The organism is Micromonospora sp. M61, assembly GCF_018070245.1.
Classification (GTDB): Bacteria; Actinomycetota; Actinomycetes; order Mycobacteriales; family Micromonosporaceae; genus Micromonospora; species Micromonospora zamorensis.
Genome location: NZ_JAGPYA010000001.1, coordinates 141827 through 155203, shown reverse-complemented (window position 1 = coordinate 155203; position 13377 = coordinate 141827). Strand labels below are relative to the sequence as shown.

At 71.9% G+C, this 13377-nt stretch carries 15 protein-coding genes, 1 tRNA gene and 1 other RNA gene; 4 read left to right on the top strand and 13 right to left on the bottom strand.

Annotated features, from left to right (window positions below; all coding sequences use genetic code 11):
- Position 1 precedes the first annotated feature (1 nt).
- The 6 genes from fxsA to KBX34_RS00715 all read right to left on the bottom strand — a co-directional run bounded on the left by fxsA (position 2) and on the right by KBX34_RS00715 (position 5058).
- A complete protein-coding gene (gene fxsA, locus KBX34_RS00740; protein ID WP_088946343.1) occupies positions 2-175 on the bottom strand; it encodes an FxSxx-COOH cyclophane-containing RiPP peptide in 174 nt (57 codons plus the stop codon).
- A gap of 274 nt (positions 176-449) precedes the next feature.
- Positions 450-1526, bottom strand: a complete 1077-nt coding sequence (locus KBX34_RS00735) for a hypothetical protein (RefSeq protein ID WP_210922641.1) — start codon at positions 1524-1526, stop codon at positions 450-452.
- A 97-nt stretch (positions 1527-1623) separates the two neighbouring features.
- Positions 1624-2274: a response regulator transcription factor gene (locus tag KBX34_RS00730; RefSeq protein ID WP_210922640.1), complete on the bottom strand. Its 651-nt coding sequence runs from the start codon at positions 2272-2274 to the stop codon at positions 1624-1626.
- A 42-nt stretch (positions 2275-2316) separates the two neighbouring features.
- Positions 2317-3519, bottom strand: coding sequence for a histidine kinase (locus KBX34_RS34155; RefSeq protein ID WP_307871288.1), 1203 nt, complete (start codon positions 3517-3519; stop codon positions 2317-2319).
- Between the two features lie 55 nt (positions 3520-3574).
- Positions 3575-4072 (bottom strand): hemerythrin domain-containing protein, encoded by a 498-nt coding sequence (locus tag KBX34_RS00720; RefSeq protein WP_307871287.1) that lies wholly within the window; start codon positions 4070-4072, stop codon positions 3575-3577.
- 5 nt (positions 4073-4077) lie between these two features.
- Positions 4078-5058: an aldo/keto reductase gene (locus tag KBX34_RS00715; RefSeq protein ID WP_099850749.1), complete on the bottom strand. Its 981-nt coding sequence runs from the start codon at positions 5056-5058 to the stop codon at positions 4078-4080.
- A gap of 70 nt (positions 5059-5128) precedes the next feature.
- Between KBX34_RS00715 and mgrA the strand changes: the two genes are divergently transcribed.
- On the top strand, positions 5129-6124 hold the full coding sequence (gene mgrA / locus KBX34_RS00710) for an L-glyceraldehyde 3-phosphate reductase (RefSeq protein ID WP_210922637.1): 996 nt from the start codon (positions 5129-5131) through the stop codon (positions 6122-6124).
- A gap of 28 nt (positions 6125-6152) precedes the next feature.
- Here mgrA and KBX34_RS00705 read toward each other — a convergent pair whose 3' ends face one another.
- The gene (locus KBX34_RS00705; RefSeq protein ID WP_210922635.1) at positions 6153-7070 is read right to left on the bottom strand and encodes a lytic polysaccharide monooxygenase; all 918 of its coding nucleotides are present in this window, start codon (positions 7068-7070) and stop codon (positions 6153-6155) included.
- A 124-nt stretch (positions 7071-7194) separates the two neighbouring features.
- Here KBX34_RS00705 and KBX34_RS00700 point away from each other — a divergent pair, with 124 nt between their 5' ends.
- On the top strand, positions 7195-7317 hold the full coding sequence (locus KBX34_RS00700) for a 50S ribosomal protein L36 (RefSeq protein ID WP_210922632.1): 123 nt from the start codon (positions 7195-7197) through the stop codon (positions 7315-7317).
- A 134-nt stretch (positions 7318-7451) separates the two neighbouring features.
- A complete protein-coding gene (locus KBX34_RS00695; protein ID WP_141907981.1) occupies positions 7452-7712 on the top strand; it encodes a YciI family protein in 261 nt (86 codons plus the stop codon).
- Between the two features lie 72 nt (positions 7713-7784).
- Here KBX34_RS00695 and KBX34_RS00690 read toward each other — a convergent pair.
- Together KBX34_RS00690 and KBX34_RS00685 are read right to left on the bottom strand one after the other, a co-directional pair.
- A tRNA-Ala gene (locus KBX34_RS00690) sits at positions 7785-7857 on the bottom strand.
- A gap of 87 nt (positions 7858-7944) precedes the next feature.
- Positions 7945-8535 (bottom strand): YqgE/AlgH family protein, encoded by a 591-nt coding sequence (locus KBX34_RS00685; protein ID WP_088946335.1) that lies wholly within the window; start codon positions 8533-8535, stop codon positions 7945-7947.
- A gap of 321 nt (positions 8536-8856) precedes the next feature.
- On the opposite strand from KBX34_RS00685, the gene mdlC reads away from it, so the two are divergent.
- Positions 8857-10452 (top strand): benzoylformate decarboxylase, encoded by a 1596-nt coding sequence (mdlC, locus tag KBX34_RS00680; protein ID WP_210922631.1) that lies wholly within the window; start codon positions 8857-8859, stop codon positions 10450-10452.
- A gap of 9 nt (positions 10453-10461) precedes the next feature.
- On the opposite strand, the gene KBX34_RS00675 is transcribed toward mdlC, so the two are convergent.
- From KBX34_RS00675 to smpB, 4 genes are all read right to left on the bottom strand, one after another.
- Entirely contained in the window at positions 10462-11418 is a 957-nt protein-coding gene (locus tag KBX34_RS00675) for a hypothetical protein (RefSeq protein WP_210922630.1), read from the bottom strand.
- 115 nt (positions 11419-11533) lie between these two features.
- Positions 11534-12217 carry a hypothetical protein gene (locus KBX34_RS00670; protein ID WP_141907978.1) on the bottom strand — a complete coding sequence of 228 codons (684 nt, stop codon included), beginning with the start codon at positions 12215-12217 and terminating at the stop codon, positions 11534-11536.
- Positions 12218-12349: 132 nt separating this feature from the next.
- Positions 12350-12725: a transfer-messenger RNA gene (ssrA, locus tag KBX34_RS00665) on the bottom strand.
- A gap of 104 nt (positions 12726-12829) precedes the next feature.
- Positions 12830-13309, bottom strand: a complete 480-nt coding sequence (gene smpB, locus KBX34_RS00660; protein ID WP_007455863.1) for an SsrA-binding protein SmpB — start codon at positions 13307-13309, stop codon at positions 12830-12832.
- Positions 13310-13377 lie beyond the last annotated feature (68 nt).

Here is a 13377-nt window from a genome sequence, read left to right as displayed (position 1 = left end):
CTCACATCGCCGAGTTCCACCCGGCGACCGCCTCCTGGGGGCGGTCGATCTCGTCGAGGATTCGGCGTAGCGAGTGGGCGAACACCGACTGGTCCAACTCCTGAAGATCAGCCAGGCTCACGTCACTGAGGTCCACGAGGGTGCCCTGCGGTGCGCCATCGGTCGTATCCATCATGATCCGTCCACCCGCGAAAAGGACTCGCGCCCGAGTGAGCAATGAATTGTGCGGAAACCGTCGGGCCGAGACCCGTCACGTAACGCCGACCCCGCCGACGAACCGGGTCATCCTAGCGGCCTCACGCTGATTGCGCGGTGGGTCGGGCGGGTCATCCGGTTCAACGCCACAGTGCGGTCCGCAGACATTGTTCTCGGCCATCCGGCCATCCAAAATCCGGCGTCCGGGCGGGAAGGACCATCGATCCGGTGACCGGGCGCGGCGACATGTCGGATCAACCCCGACCGCAGCGCCGGCAGGCTCCGCGGCGGCGCAGGTGGTACGCGTACGTGGCGACGCCGAGCGCCACGCCCCACAGCGGCCAGAGCAGCATCGGCGCCCCGGTCAGGCTGAGCCCGCCGGTGAGTTCCCAGAACTTCGGGTTGCTGAGCAGTCCGAACGAGGCCGCGGTCACCGCGATGGCGACGAGGGTGGCCGGCACCACGGCCAGCGTCACCGGCACCCGACGACCGGCCAGGCCGAGCACCCAGCGGGGGAACCGCTCGCCCCAGCGCTGCACCAGCCCGAGGGTGAGGATCGCGCCGACGGTGGCGAACGCGCCCAGCCCGAACCCGGCCCACACCAGCCCGCTGTCCTGCATCTCGGTGAGGAACTCCCGGGAGATACCGAGCGGGATGCCGGCCGCCCAGGCGAACCGGGTCAGCGCGTACGTGAACGGGATGACGGCGGCGGTGCCGGCGGCCCACCGGCCCCAGCGGGCGGCGGCGGCCGGGGTGGCCCACCCTCGGTCGGTGTGGTCGCGACCGCAGCCCACGCAGGCCGCGGCGGTGCGGCGCTGCCAGGCGAGCACCGCCCCGGCCAGCAGCAGCCCGCCGGCCAGCGCGGCGAACCGGGCGAACAGCGCCCAGTTGAAGATGTCGGCGTAGTCGACCGGCGGCCAGCCGAACGGCGCACCGACGATCAGTATCGGCAGGTAGCCGAGGATCACCAGCACCCGGACGTCCGGCACGACCACGGCGAGGACGAACGCCACCGCCCAGCCGTAGCCGGCGAGCAGCGTCCGCAGCGGGCCGGGTGGGCGTACGGCGGGGCGGCTCATGGCCAGTGCGGCCACCGCGGCGGTCAGCAGTACGCCGGCGAAGAGCGGGGTGGCCAGGTCCACCGGCACCAGGCGCAGCAGGTTGACGTCGCCGCCGTTGCGGTCGTTGGCGCCGAACGGGTAGCCGGCGCCGGTGAGGGTGCCGACAAGGGCGAGCACACCCCACAGGCCGAGCCAGCCGGCGGCCAGTGGGGCCAGCCGATCGGGCCAGCGGGAGTCGGATCGAGGCGGGGAGGCAGTGATCGTTGTCATGCTCACAGCCTCGACAAACGACAGCCGGATTCCCTCCCGGCCGGCGGTGAATCCGCTCCCCCGGTGGAGGGACCGGTCAGAACGACGGAGGGACCGTTCAGCCGGACGGGGTGACGAAGCCGGACTCGTAGGCGGCGATGACCGCCTGCGTACGGTCGCGGACGCCCAGCTTGGCCAGCACGTTGCCGACGTGCGTCTTGACCGTCTCCACACCGACCACCAGGTGCGCGGCGATCTCCGGGTTGGACCGGCCGGTGGTCATCAACCGCAGCACCTCGGCCTCCCGGTCGGTGAGTCGGGCGGCGCGCAGCTGGTCGCCGCCGGCCGGCCCGTACGCCCCGACGAGCTGGCGGATGGCGGCCGGGAAGAGCAGCGACTCCCCCGCCGCGACCACCCGGACGGCCTCCACCACCTCGGCGGGCCGGGCCCGTTTGAGCAGGAAGCCGGAGGCCCCGGCGCGCAGCGCCTCGTAGACGTACTCGTCGTTGGCGAACGTGGTGACGACGAGCACCCGGGGTGGGTCGGCGGAGGTGGCCAGCAGGTGTCGGGTGGCCTGGATGCCGTCGATGCCGGGCATCCGTACGTCCATCAGCACCACGTCGGGTCGGTGCCGGGCGACCAGCGGCGGCAACTCGGCGCCGTCGGCGGCCTCGGCGAGCACGCTCAGGTCGGGTTGGGCGTCGATGATGGCCCGCAGCCCGATCCGGATCAGCTCGTCATCGTCGACGATGAGCACGCCGGTGGTCATCGCGTCTCCTCGTAGGGCAGGCGGGCCCGGATCAGCCAGCGGTCACCGTCCGGTCCCACGGTGATGCCGCCGCCGAGCAGCAGCACCCGCTCCCGCATGCCGTCCAGGCCTCGACCGCCGCGCCCCGGATGAGCCCGCTCGGGGCGGCGGCGCACCCCGTTGACCAGCTCCAACTCCAACGCCCCCCGGGTGCAGGTCCAGCCGCAACGTCACCGGCCCCTCGCCGTACCGGGCGGCGTTGGTCAGTCCTTCCTGGACGATCCGGTAGCCCTCCCGGGAGACCGCCGCGGGCACTCGCGCCGGGTCGCCGACGCGAAGCGCGTGCACGGCCAGCCCGGCCGCGCGGGCGTCGGTGACCAGACGGTCCAGGTCGGCGAGGGTACGCTGCGGCGCCACCACGGGTCGCTCGTTGCCGCCTTCCCGGAGCAGCCCGAGCACGTGGTCCAGTTCGTCCATCGCGGTCCGTCCGGTCTCCTCGATGGCGGTGAGCGCCCGCCGGACGAACTCCCTGTCGGTGTCGAGGACCTCGCGGGCGGCACCGGCCTGGAGGGTGGCCACGGTCAGGGCGTGACCGATCGAGTCGTGCAGCTCCCGGGCCAGTCGGTTGCGTTCGGCGAGCCGGATGGCCTGCGCCTCCAGGGCGGCGATGCGCTCCGCCGGGGCGGGGCCGAGCAGCACCGGCGCCATCGAGCCGGCGAGCGCGCCGAGCCCGGCGACGGCGTAGCCGAGGCCGACCAGCAGGGCCACCCCGCTCACTGTCAGCCAGCCGCTGTCCCGCCCGTCCAGCGGCCCGAACCGTTCTCGGCTGGTCAGCTCGGTGCCGATGCCGAACTGCTGAGCGATGAACGCCAGCGCCATCGGCAGGGCGCTGAACAGCGCGACCATCACCAGCGCGCCGACGATGAGGTGGGTGGCGATCCAGAGCGCACTGCGCAGCCGGGTCTCCCGGTCGGCCGTGTGCCCCGGCGCCGGTTCGGACAGGTCGATGCCGAGCAACGCCCGTACGGCGGCGATCTCCAGAGCCCGGCTGCCGTCCAGCAGCAGCGGGACCACGGCGATCAGCGCCGCGATCACCAGCAGCGCGTAGACCAGTGGGCGGGGGATCTCCGAGTCGGCGAGCAGTTGGGCGAAGGTCACCGCGAGGACCCCGTACGGCAGGGCCAGCACGCCGCCGAGCAGCAGGAACACGCCGCGTCGCCAGGTGGTGCCGGCGACCAGCGGGGTCAGCACCGCTCGGAGGGTCACCTCGTCATTCTCATGCCGGAACCAGGCTCGGCGACTCCCCCGTGCCGGGGAGATCTCAGCGGTGGTCGGCCACGTACTGCTGGGGGTCCTTGTCGCGGAACGGCAGGTTGCGGCCGTTCTTGTGCTCGCCGTAGAAGGTCAGCCAGCGTTGGCCCAGCTCGGCGCGGAGCTCGGTGCTGGCGTGCCGGCGGAAGTCGGGCAGCGCCTCGTCCTCCTCCTCGGCGAGGTGCTCGCTGTTCTCCCGGCGGGCGGTGCCGACCGCCTCCCACCACTGCTCCGAACCGACCGGGTGCAGTTTCGCCTCGGCGATGGCGTCCCGGATCTTGTTGTGGTCACCGATCGCGTCGGCGGTCTCGTCCTCGCCGTCGTCGCCGTGTTTGACCAGGTGCGGGTAGAGGATCGCCTCCTCCGCCTCGGCGTGGATGTCCAGGTGCAGGGCGAGAGCGTCCCAGATGGCGAGCATCTCCTGCTCGTCGCGGGCGTCGTCGAGGCGGGCGAAGCCGCGCCGGAAGGCGGCGTGGTCGTCCAGGATCAGTGCGGTGATGTCGTCCACTGTGCTCACTTCTCCGTTGGGCTGGCGAACCGGGCACGCACCATCGCCGGCATCGCGGCGAGGCCGGTGACCGGGCGGAAGCGTTTCGCGGTCTCGGCCAGTGCCGCGTACTCGTCGTCGGCGAGGTCGATGTCCGCGGCGGCGGCGTTGCGTTCCATCTGTTCCACCCCGGAGGCCCCGGGAATGGCGAGCACGTTCGGGTGGCGCAGCAGGTAGGCCAGCGCGATCTGACTGGGGGTGGCGTCGTGCGCGTCGGCCACCTGGCGCAGGGTGTCGATCAGGACCGCGCCACGTTCCAGGTTTTGCGGCAGGAAGTACGGGTTGGCCCGCCGGACCGCGCCGCTCGGTGGGTTCTTCGCGTCGTACCGGCCGGAGAGGAAGCCCTGCGCCAGCGGGCTGTACGCGATGACCACCCGACCGGCCTGCCGCGCGTACGGCAGCAGGTCCTGCTCGGGTGCGCGGTCCAGCATGCTGTAGCGGACCTGGTTGCTGAGCACCCGTCGGCCGAGCGCCGCCTCGGCGACCTGCCAGCGGCGCAGCCCGTAGTTGCTGACCCCGACCTCGCTGACCAGCCCGACGTCCTGCAACGCCCGCATGCCGCGCATGGTGGTGTGGTCGGCGACCAGCGGGTTGGGCTGGTGCACCTGGTAGAGGTCGATGCTGGTGACGCCGAGCCGGGCCGCCGAGGCGACCGCCCGCTGCTGCACCACGGCGGCCACCGGCAGGACCGGGAAGATCTTGGTGGCGACCACCATTTTGGGCCGGTCGTCGCCGAGGGCGGCACCGAGGATCCGTTCGCTGCGCCCGAAGCCGTAGATCTCCGCGCTGTCGAACACCGTCACACCCAGCTCCACGGCCCGCCGGACGATCTGCGCCGCCTGCTTCTCGAAGGCCGGGCCGTAGCCCCATTCCCGGGAGCCGAACTGCCAGGTGCCCAGCCCGATCTTGGACAGCGGTTTGGGGGTGTCGAGAGCAATGAAACGCATGGCGTCGAAACTACCCCCATGTCCTGGTTCACACGCACGATCACCGCCAGCGCGAGCCAGAGTTAGGCTCATGATCGTGACCTACCTCGCCGCGGATGACCGCTACGACTCCATGACCTACCGGCGCAGCGGGCGCAGTGGCCTGCGGCTGCCCGCCGTCTCCCTCGGGCTCTGGCACAACTTCGGCCCGGACCGCCCCTTCGAACGGCAGCGCGACATCGTCCGGCGCGCCTTCGACCTGGGTGTCACCCACTTCGACCTGGCCAACAACTACGGCCCACCGCCCGGTTCGGCGGAGGAGAACTTCGGCCGGATGCTCGCCACCGACCTGACGCCGTACCGGGACGAGCTGGTCATCTCCAGCAAGGCCGGCTACCTCATGTGGCCCGGCCCGTACGGCGAGTGGGGCTCCCGCAAGAACCTGATCTCCTCGCTGGACCAGTCGCTGGGCCGGATGGGGCTGGACTACGTCGACATCTTCTACTCGCACCGGTTCGACCCGGACACCCCGCTGGAGGAGACGATGGGCGCGCTGGACGCGGTCGTCCGCTCCGGCAAGGCGCTCTACGTCGGCATCTCGAACTACAACTCCGAGCAGACCGCACGGGCTGCCGCGATCCTGCGCGACCTGGGCACGCCGCTGCTGATCAACCAGCCGTCGTACTCGATGCTCAACCGCTGGACCGAGTCCGACGGCCTGCTCGACACGCTGGAGCAGGTCGGCGCGGGCTGCATCGCGTACAGCCCGCTCGCCCAGGGCCTGCTGACCGATCGCTACCTGGGTGGCATCCCGGCGGACTCCCGGGTGCGCACCAGCGTCTTCCTCAACGAGAGCGACCTCAGCGAGGAGAAGATGGCCACCATCCGAGGGCTCGGCGCGGTCGCCGAGCGGCGCGGGCAGTCCCTCGCGCAGCTGGCGCTGGCCTGGGCCCTGCGCGACCCGCGGATGACCAGCCTGATCATCGGGGCGAGCAGCGTCGAGCAGCTGGAGACCAACATCGCCGCGCTCGACAACCTCGACTTCACCGCCGACGAGTTGGCCGAGATCGAGCAGCACCTGAGCTGAACACCGCCGGGCTCCGGGCGGGGTCGGGTCACCAGATCCGGCGCCGCCCGGCGCGGTGGTTGCGTACCTCGCACTGCCGGCCCACGGGTGCGGCGGCGCCGCGACGTCGCCGGCTCGCGCCGATCAGCAACAGCAGCAGGACCAGCACAACGGCGGCGCCGCCCAGCACGGACCACCGGCCGCCGAGGTTCGTCACCGACGCCACCGGCACGCCCGGGTCGGCCGCCGCCGCCACCGCCGACTCGGAGGCGACCGGCCGACCCGCAGCGGTACGCGAAGCAGCCGCCGCGCTCTTCGTCGCGACGGCCTTCGACGCGGTGGCCCTGGCACCACGGAACACCACGTCCGAGCAGGAGTAGTAGGTGTCCGGGGTGCTGGAGTTCTGCCAGATCGTGTAGATCAGGTGCCGACCGTCGCGGCCCGCCGGCAGCCGACCCGCCAACTGGTACGCCCCGGCCCGCACCGGCGGGTCCTTCATCGTCAGAAACGGGCGCGCTTCCAGATCCGTCCAGGTCAACGGTGCACGCGGGTCGTAATCGGGCTTGGTGACGTAGAGCCGGAAGGTGCCCCGGTGCTCGATCGTGGTCCGGTACGTGAAGGTGAACTTCGCACCGGTGGTCAGCTCGGTGCTCGGCCAGTCGGTCCGGGGGAGATCCAGCCCCCGGTACGCGGACAGCCCACCGCTGCATAACTCACCGTCCGGGATGCGATCCCGATCCCGACCGTTGATCGCCGCGACGCGTACGTTGTCCCATTCGCGTACCGCCGCGCCCGCCTGGACCGCCGCCCGGCAGGCGCTGGTGGCCGCGTACCGGCCCTCGGGCCCGCAGGCGGCCGCCCGACTGACCGGGTTGGTCGGGGCGCCGTGTGCGGCGGCGGGCGTGGCTGCCAGCGGCACTGTCGCGGCAGCGACCAGCACCATGGCGAAGAGCCGGCGTACGGGCATGAGGGTGACCTCCACCCACTGGTACGGCCAGCGGGCGGCAAAGGTTCGACGGCTGGCCGGCGGGAATCCGGCGGGTGGGTGCGGCGTTTCGATACTCGGAACCGCTTGCACCGAGGAGGCAGACATGAAGGTACGTAGCTCGTTGCGTGCACTGAAGCAGAAGCCGGGTTCGGCGGTGGTCCGCCGTCGCGGCCGGGTGGTCGTGGTGAACCGCGCCAACCCGCAGTGGAAGAGCCGCCAGGGCTGATCCAGCCCGCACCGGACATACAGTCGACAAACGCCCTGACCGGGTCATCCGGTCAGGGCGTTTCGCGTGTCGGTGCGGCGGCGGCGCATCGACTAGGGTGCTTTCCGAAAAGATCGGCCCCAGGAGGAGGAACCGTGTTCATCGTGGAGCTGTCCTTCGGCGAGGAACCCGACCGACTCGCGGCCCGGCCGGCGCACCGGGAGCGTCTCCAGGCTCTGCGCCAGGAGGGCCGGTTGGTCATGGCCGGGCCGTTCCCCGACGACTCCGGCGCGGTCCTGATCTTCGACGTCCCGGACGCCGAGGCGCTCGCCGCGACCCTCGCCGAGGACGCTTATTACCGCACGCCCGGTGTGACGATCGTCAGCCAGCGGGAGTGGTCACCGATCGTGCGCTAGGCGCCCACCCAGGCCGGGCGCAACGGAAAACGCCCTGACCGGTTGGTCCCCGGTCAGGGCGTTTCACAAGGGTGGAGCCGAGGGGACTCGAACCCCTGACCCCCACACTGCCAGTGTGGTGCGCTACCAGCTGCGCCACGGCCCCTTGCTGTTGTCCCGGTCGCCCGGGCACTGAGAAACTATACACAGACCGGCCCGCATGGTCATCTCGCGGGGTCCCCGCCGAGCCGGGTCAGTTGAGCGCCACGTCCGGCGGGAAGTGCGCGACCGCGGCCATCATCCCGCCCTGCCGGCGCAGCACCATCGGCCACAGGTCGTCGGGGCGGTCGACGAAGGCGTCACCGGGCAACGCGTCCAGCAGAAACCACGAGCCGTCGGCGATCTCCTGCTCCAGCTGGCCGCTGCCCCAGCCGGAATAGCCGGCGAAGACGCGGATGCCGCCGATGCTCTCCCGCAGCCGCTCCGGGTCGACCGAGAGGTCGATCGTGCCGACCGCCCCGGAGACCTGGTGGAAGCCCTTCAGCCGGCGCATCGGGTGCCGCATGCGAGCCAGGCAGATGGCCGAGTCGGGCTGCACCGGGCCGCCCTCGAAGAGCACCGCCGGGTGGCGGGCCAGGTCACTCCAGTCGCCGAGCACCTCGGCCACCGGCACCTCGGTGGCACGGTTCAACACCACGCCGAGAGCACCGCCCGGCTCATGGGCGACCAGCAGCACCACCGTACGGTCGAAGTTCGGGTCCTTGAGCGCCGGAGTCGCGACCAGCAGCCGCCCGGTCATCGACTCCATGGCTCGTCCGCCGATCGCCTGGCCCTCTCCCTGCATCCCACACACCCGTCAACCGTGAGCCCGCGCCGGGGATCGGTCATCTGCCGGATCCGCCCGGTGCGCCGGGATCAGCCGCGCTGTCAACGCCATGCCTGGCACCATAGCCTGCGTCCCGGGTGCTGGCTAAGGTCTGAACGGCGGGTGATCGGACAGTTGAGACGGACTGTCGATGACCCGACGGTGAACCTCCTGGTGATCGAAGGATCCGGACCACCCACGGCGGGGAAACGCCCGAAAGGTCCGTCACATCCCGATAGATTCGGCTGATCGGGAGGGCGACCGTGATCGTCCCTGCCCGCGACACGGAGGCGGGTGGCGATGGCAACGGTCCGGGACGCGACGTACGACGTGCTCCGCACCCTCGGCATGACCACGGTCTTCGGCAACCCCGGCTCCACCGAGGAGCCCTTCCTGCGGGACTTCCCCGCCGACTTCCACTACGTCCACGCGCTGCACGAGGCGACAGCGGTGGCGATGGCCGACGGGTACGCCCAGGCGACCGGGCAACCCGCCCACGTCAACCTGCACACCGCACCGGGCACCGGCAACGGCATGGGCAACCTGGTCACCGCCTGGCACAACAAGACCCCGCTGATCGTCAGCGCCGGCCAGCAGACCCGGGAGATGCTGCTGCTCGAACCCCGGCTGGCCAACCGTCGACCCACCGAGCTTCCCCAGCCGTACGTCAAGTGGGCCTACGAGCCCGCCAGGGCGCAGGACATCCCCGCGGCGGTGCTGCGGGCGTACGCGACGGCGGTGCAGCCACCCGCCGGGCCGGTCTTCCTCTCGCTGCCGATGGACGACTGGGCCCAGACCGCCGACCCGCCGCCCGCGCCGCGCTCGGTGGCCACCCGGTTCGCGCCGGACCCCGAGCGGTTGGACGAGTTCGCCCGGATCCTCGCCGGCAGCCACAACCCGGTGCTCGTGTACGGGCCGGGGGTGGACCGCTCCGGGAGTTGGTCGACGGCGGTCGCGTTGGCCGAGCGGCTGGCCGCACCGGTCTGGTCGGCCCCGGCCACCGAACGGGCCGTGTTCCCCGAGGACCACCCCCACTTTCGCGGGGTGCTGCCGTACGCGATCGGTCCGCTGGCCGAGGCACTGCGCGGGCACGACACGGTGCTGGTCGTCGGTGCTCCGGTGTTCCGCTACTACCCGTACGTGCCGGGCGACCACCTGCCCGACGGCGCCCGGCTGCTGCACGTCACCGACGACCCCGACGAAGCCGCCCGCGCCCCGGTCGGGGACAGCCTGCTCGGGGACCCGGGGCTGACCCTGGCCGCGCTGGTCGAACGGGTGCCGACGGCCGACCGGCAGCCGCCACCACGGCGGGACGCGCCGGCACCGCCCGAGGTCACCGCTCCCCTGAGCGCCGACGCCCTGTTCGCCGCCCTGGCCGCGCACTGGCCGGCGGACGGCGTGCTGGTCCAGGAGTCACCATCCAATCTGTCCGCGCTGCGCCGTCAGCTCAAGATCAGACGCCCGGCGTCGTACTTCACGATGGCCAGCGGAGGCCTCGGCTACGGCCTGCCCGCCGCGATCGGGGTGGCACTCGCCGAGCGGGACACCGGACGCGGGCGACCCGTGGTGGCGGTGATCGGCGACGGCTCGTTCCACTACTCGGTGCAGGCTCTGTGGACGGCCGCGCGCCTCGCCCTGCCGGTGGTGGTGGTCGTCCCGGTCAACCAGCAGTACGCGATCCTCAAGGCGTTCGCCGAGCTGAAGGACACTCCCGGGGTGCCCGGCCTGGACCTGCCGGGGTTGGACATCATCGCGATCGCGGCCGGCTACGGCTGCGCCACCGAGGTGGTGGAGACCCCCGACCATCTCGGCACGGCACTCGGCGCCGGGCTGCGCGCGGACCGACCCACGGTGCTGGCCGTGCCGATCAGCACCGACGTGCCCAGCATCCTCTGAGCCGGCCGGTCAGCGAGAGGCGATCGACAGGGCGGCGCCGGTGGACACGTCCAGCACCGGCCGGGCACCCAGCGGCGCCGCGAGGGTGACGGTGACCGGTTCCATCTTGAGGATGGCGATGCACTCGCCGGTGCTCCGGGTGACACTGCCACCGACCACCACGACGTCCGGCCGTTCCCACACCAGCGGTGTGATCGCGGTGTCACAGGCACCGACGCCGAGCCGCACGGTCAACCGGGCACCGTCGACCGCCGCGAGGTCCTGAGCGGACACCAGCCCGTCCGGCAACGGCCCGGCGGGCGCGGTGGGCTCGGGCACCCGCTTGACCGCCGTGGGCGCGACGGCGAGCCGGGCCACCGGCGTGGCCAGCTCCTCGACGGTGAACAGCCAGGCCGGGACCTGCGCCTCACCCCGGCTAGTCCGGACCGGCACGGTGCCCAGCGTGACCCCGGTGACGGTGAGCGGAAGGCAGGCGGTCTGCGCCGTGCTGGTGGCCCAACCATCCGGCCCCGGTTCGACGGTTGGCCCGCCGGGGGTGGGCAGGCCTGGCCGCTTCGGTCGACCCGGGCAGGGCAGCGGGTCACCCTGGTCAAGCTCCCGATACGCCTCGGCGGCGCTGACCAACGGCAACGTCAGCCGACCGTCCGGGAACCGGATCTCACCGCCGACCCGGGTCGGCGGAATCGGGACCTGCGCGCGGTACCACCCGGCTCGGAAGGCCGCCTCGGTGTCCGGTGTGAAGCGCGGGTCACCAGTGAGCACTGTCGGCCCCTCCAGGGGGACGTACCCCGTACGCCAGTCGGGGCCGGGCTGCCACGCCTCGGCGACCCGGGCGGCCCGCTGGTCGAAGGCTTCGGCACGGTGCGGCGTCGGGTCGCTGGGCCCGTCGGCCGGGCCGGCGCCGGTCTGGGCGCAGCCCGCCACGAGCAACAACGGGAGTACGAGCAGCACTGTCGGTCGACGCATGCCCGGTTCGACGCGCCCGTCGACTCTCCGGTTCCCGGCTCAGGTTTCGCCACCCAGATCCGTCTGGTACGCCTCCCAGAGCAGATTGGCGCCGCGCACCAGCGGTCCCGGAGAATCAGACCCCGAGCGGGCGCTCGGCCATGGCGCGCAGCTGCCCGGCGAGCGCGTGGGCGTCGCCGTCGCGCCCGCTGGTGGGGCGGCCGGCGGTCATCGCGTCGGCGAGCGCGCGTAGTTCGTACGGCGGGAGGGTGGCCAGCCCCATGCCACGCAGCGGGATGGTGACCCGCCGCCCGGTGCCGGCGTCGCGGGCGACGATCGTCGGGACCCGCTGCACGCTGCCCGGCCGGTCGTCGCCCGTGTCCCGGTAGGAGACCATCCCGGCACCGACCTCGGCGGTGGCGAGGTCGACCGTGTGACTGCCAAACGCGCCCCGCACCCGTGCCCGGGTGCCGTCAAGCCAGGCGGCGGTGCGCAGGACCCGCAGCACGAGATAGAGCCCGAGCAGTGCGATCGGCAGCCCGCAGAGCCCGAGGAACCGGCCCGCGCCGAGGCCCGGTCCGCCTCCGGTTCCACCGTCGCGCAGCTCGGGCGGCAACAGTTCGGGTGGAATGTCGCGGGCGTCCTCGTACGAGGTGAGCCCACCGCCGGGGCCGGTCAACCGGCGCAGCAGACCGTCGGCGACCAGCGGCAGCGCCACGAAGACCAGGCCGACGATGGTGAAGAACCCGCCCACCAGCACGGAGACGGCACGTTGGCCGGGCGGCGCGCCCACGGACAGGCGCAGGTGTTCCTTCGTCATGCGCCGCAGCGTAGGCCAACTGGACGACCGCGGTCACCCGCCGTCGTCGCGCCCGGAGGCGAACGCCACCGGGCACGGGTCCGCAAACGACGATGCGCCCCGGCCGGTGGGCCGGGGCGCATCGCTTCGAGGTGGTGGAGGTGCCGGGAATCGAACCCGGGTCCTTCGCCGGTTTGTCAGGGCTTCTCCGAGCGCAGCTCGCTGTGCCTCTACTCGGCCCCACCGCTCACGCGAGCAAGTTGGTGTGACGGGCCCAGTCGCTGATTAATCTCGCCGCACGGACCCCGCGACCGGGTCCGATTGGCCAGCCTCCTAGCTGATGCCGGCTACTGGGACGAAGGCGTTCCCAGGCCGACAGACTTAGCTACTCGCCTCAGGCGGCGAGAGCGAAGTCAGCGCGATTTTGCTTGGCGCTTATAAGTTTCCGACGACCGATTCTCGAGACGACGTCGGCTTCCTCGGCTCGCTTCCCCTGTCGCTGCGTACGAAGTCGAAACCAGTCACCCCCTCGACAGGCCGCCGATGTGGCGGCACTGACAAGACTAACGCCTGCCGCAACCGCTTTCATCCCGAGGCCCGGGCCGGCGCGCCAGCCCGGACAAACGGGATGAATCAGTCGTCCATCCCCTTGCCCCGCCGACCGGACACCCGGGCGATCTCCCGGTCCGCGTCCCGCTTGGCGAGGTCCTGACGCTTGTCGTACGACTTCTTGCCCTTGGCCAGCGCAATCTCGACCTTGGCCCAGCCGTCGGAGAAGTAGACCTGCAACGGGACGATCGTCAGACCGCCCTCGCGGGTCTTGCCGAGAAGCTTGTCGAGCTCGCCCCGGTTGAGCAGCAGCTTGCGCGTACGCCGGGGCTCGTGGTTGGTCCACGTGCCCTGGGTGTATTCCGGGATGTGCATGGAGTGCAGGAACAACTCGTTGTCGCGCTCCTGTGCGAACGCGTCGACCAGCGACGCGCGCCCGGCCCGCAGCGACTTGACCTCGGTGCCGGTCAGCGCCATGCCCGCCTCGTACGTGTCGAGGATCGCGTAGTCGTGGCGCGCCTTCTTGTTGGAGGCGACCACCTTGCGCCCCTTTTCCCGTGGCATCGGTGCCACCCCCTCTCCTCCGTCGCCCGTGGCCGGGCTCACCCCGGCCGGACAACCGATCATGCTAC

Excerpts from the sequence above, each read along its gene's own strand:
- fxsA (WP_088946343.1), bottom strand. The coding sequence starts at position 175 with ATGATGGATACGACCGATGGCGCACCGCAGGGCACCCTCGTGGACCTC.
- KBX34_RS00735 (WP_210922641.1), bottom strand. The coding sequence starts at position 1,526 with ATGACAACGATCACTGCCTCCCCGCCTCGATCCGACTCCCGCTGGCCC.
- KBX34_RS00730 (WP_210922640.1), bottom strand. The coding sequence starts at position 2,274 with ATGACCACCGGCGTGCTCATCGTCGACGATGACGAGCTGATCCGGATC.
- KBX34_RS00715 (WP_099850749.1), bottom strand. The coding sequence starts at position 5,058 with ATGCGTTTCATTGCTCTCGACACCCCCAAACCGCTGTCCAAGATCGGG.
- mgrA (WP_210922637.1), top strand. The coding sequence starts at position 5,129 with ATGATCGTGACCTACCTCGCCGCGGATGACCGCTACGACTCCATGACC.
- KBX34_RS00705 (WP_210922635.1), bottom strand. The coding sequence starts at position 7,070 with ATGCCCGTACGCCGGCTCTTCGCCATGGTGCTGGTCGCTGCCGCGACA.
- KBX34_RS00700 (WP_210922632.1), top strand. The coding sequence starts at position 7,195 with ATGAAGGTACGTAGCTCGTTGCGTGCACTGAAGCAGAAGCCGGGTTCG.
- KBX34_RS00685 (WP_088946335.1), bottom strand. The coding sequence starts at position 8,535 with ATGCAGGGAGAGGGCCAGGCGATCGGCGGACGAGCCATGGAGTCGATG.
- mdlC (WP_210922631.1), top strand. The coding sequence starts at position 8,857 with ATGGCAACGGTCCGGGACGCGACGTACGACGTGCTCCGCACCCTCGGC.
- KBX34_RS00675 (WP_210922630.1), bottom strand. The coding sequence starts at position 11,418 with ATGCGTCGACCGACAGTGCTGCTCGTACTCCCGTTGTTGCTCGTGGCG.
- KBX34_RS00670 (WP_141907978.1), bottom strand. The coding sequence starts at position 12,217 with ATGACGAAGGAACACCTGCGCCTGTCCGTGGGCGCGCCGCCCGGCCAA.
- smpB (WP_007455863.1), bottom strand. The coding sequence starts at position 13,309 with ATGCCACGGGAAAAGGGGCGCAAGGTGGTCGCCTCCAACAAGAAGGCG.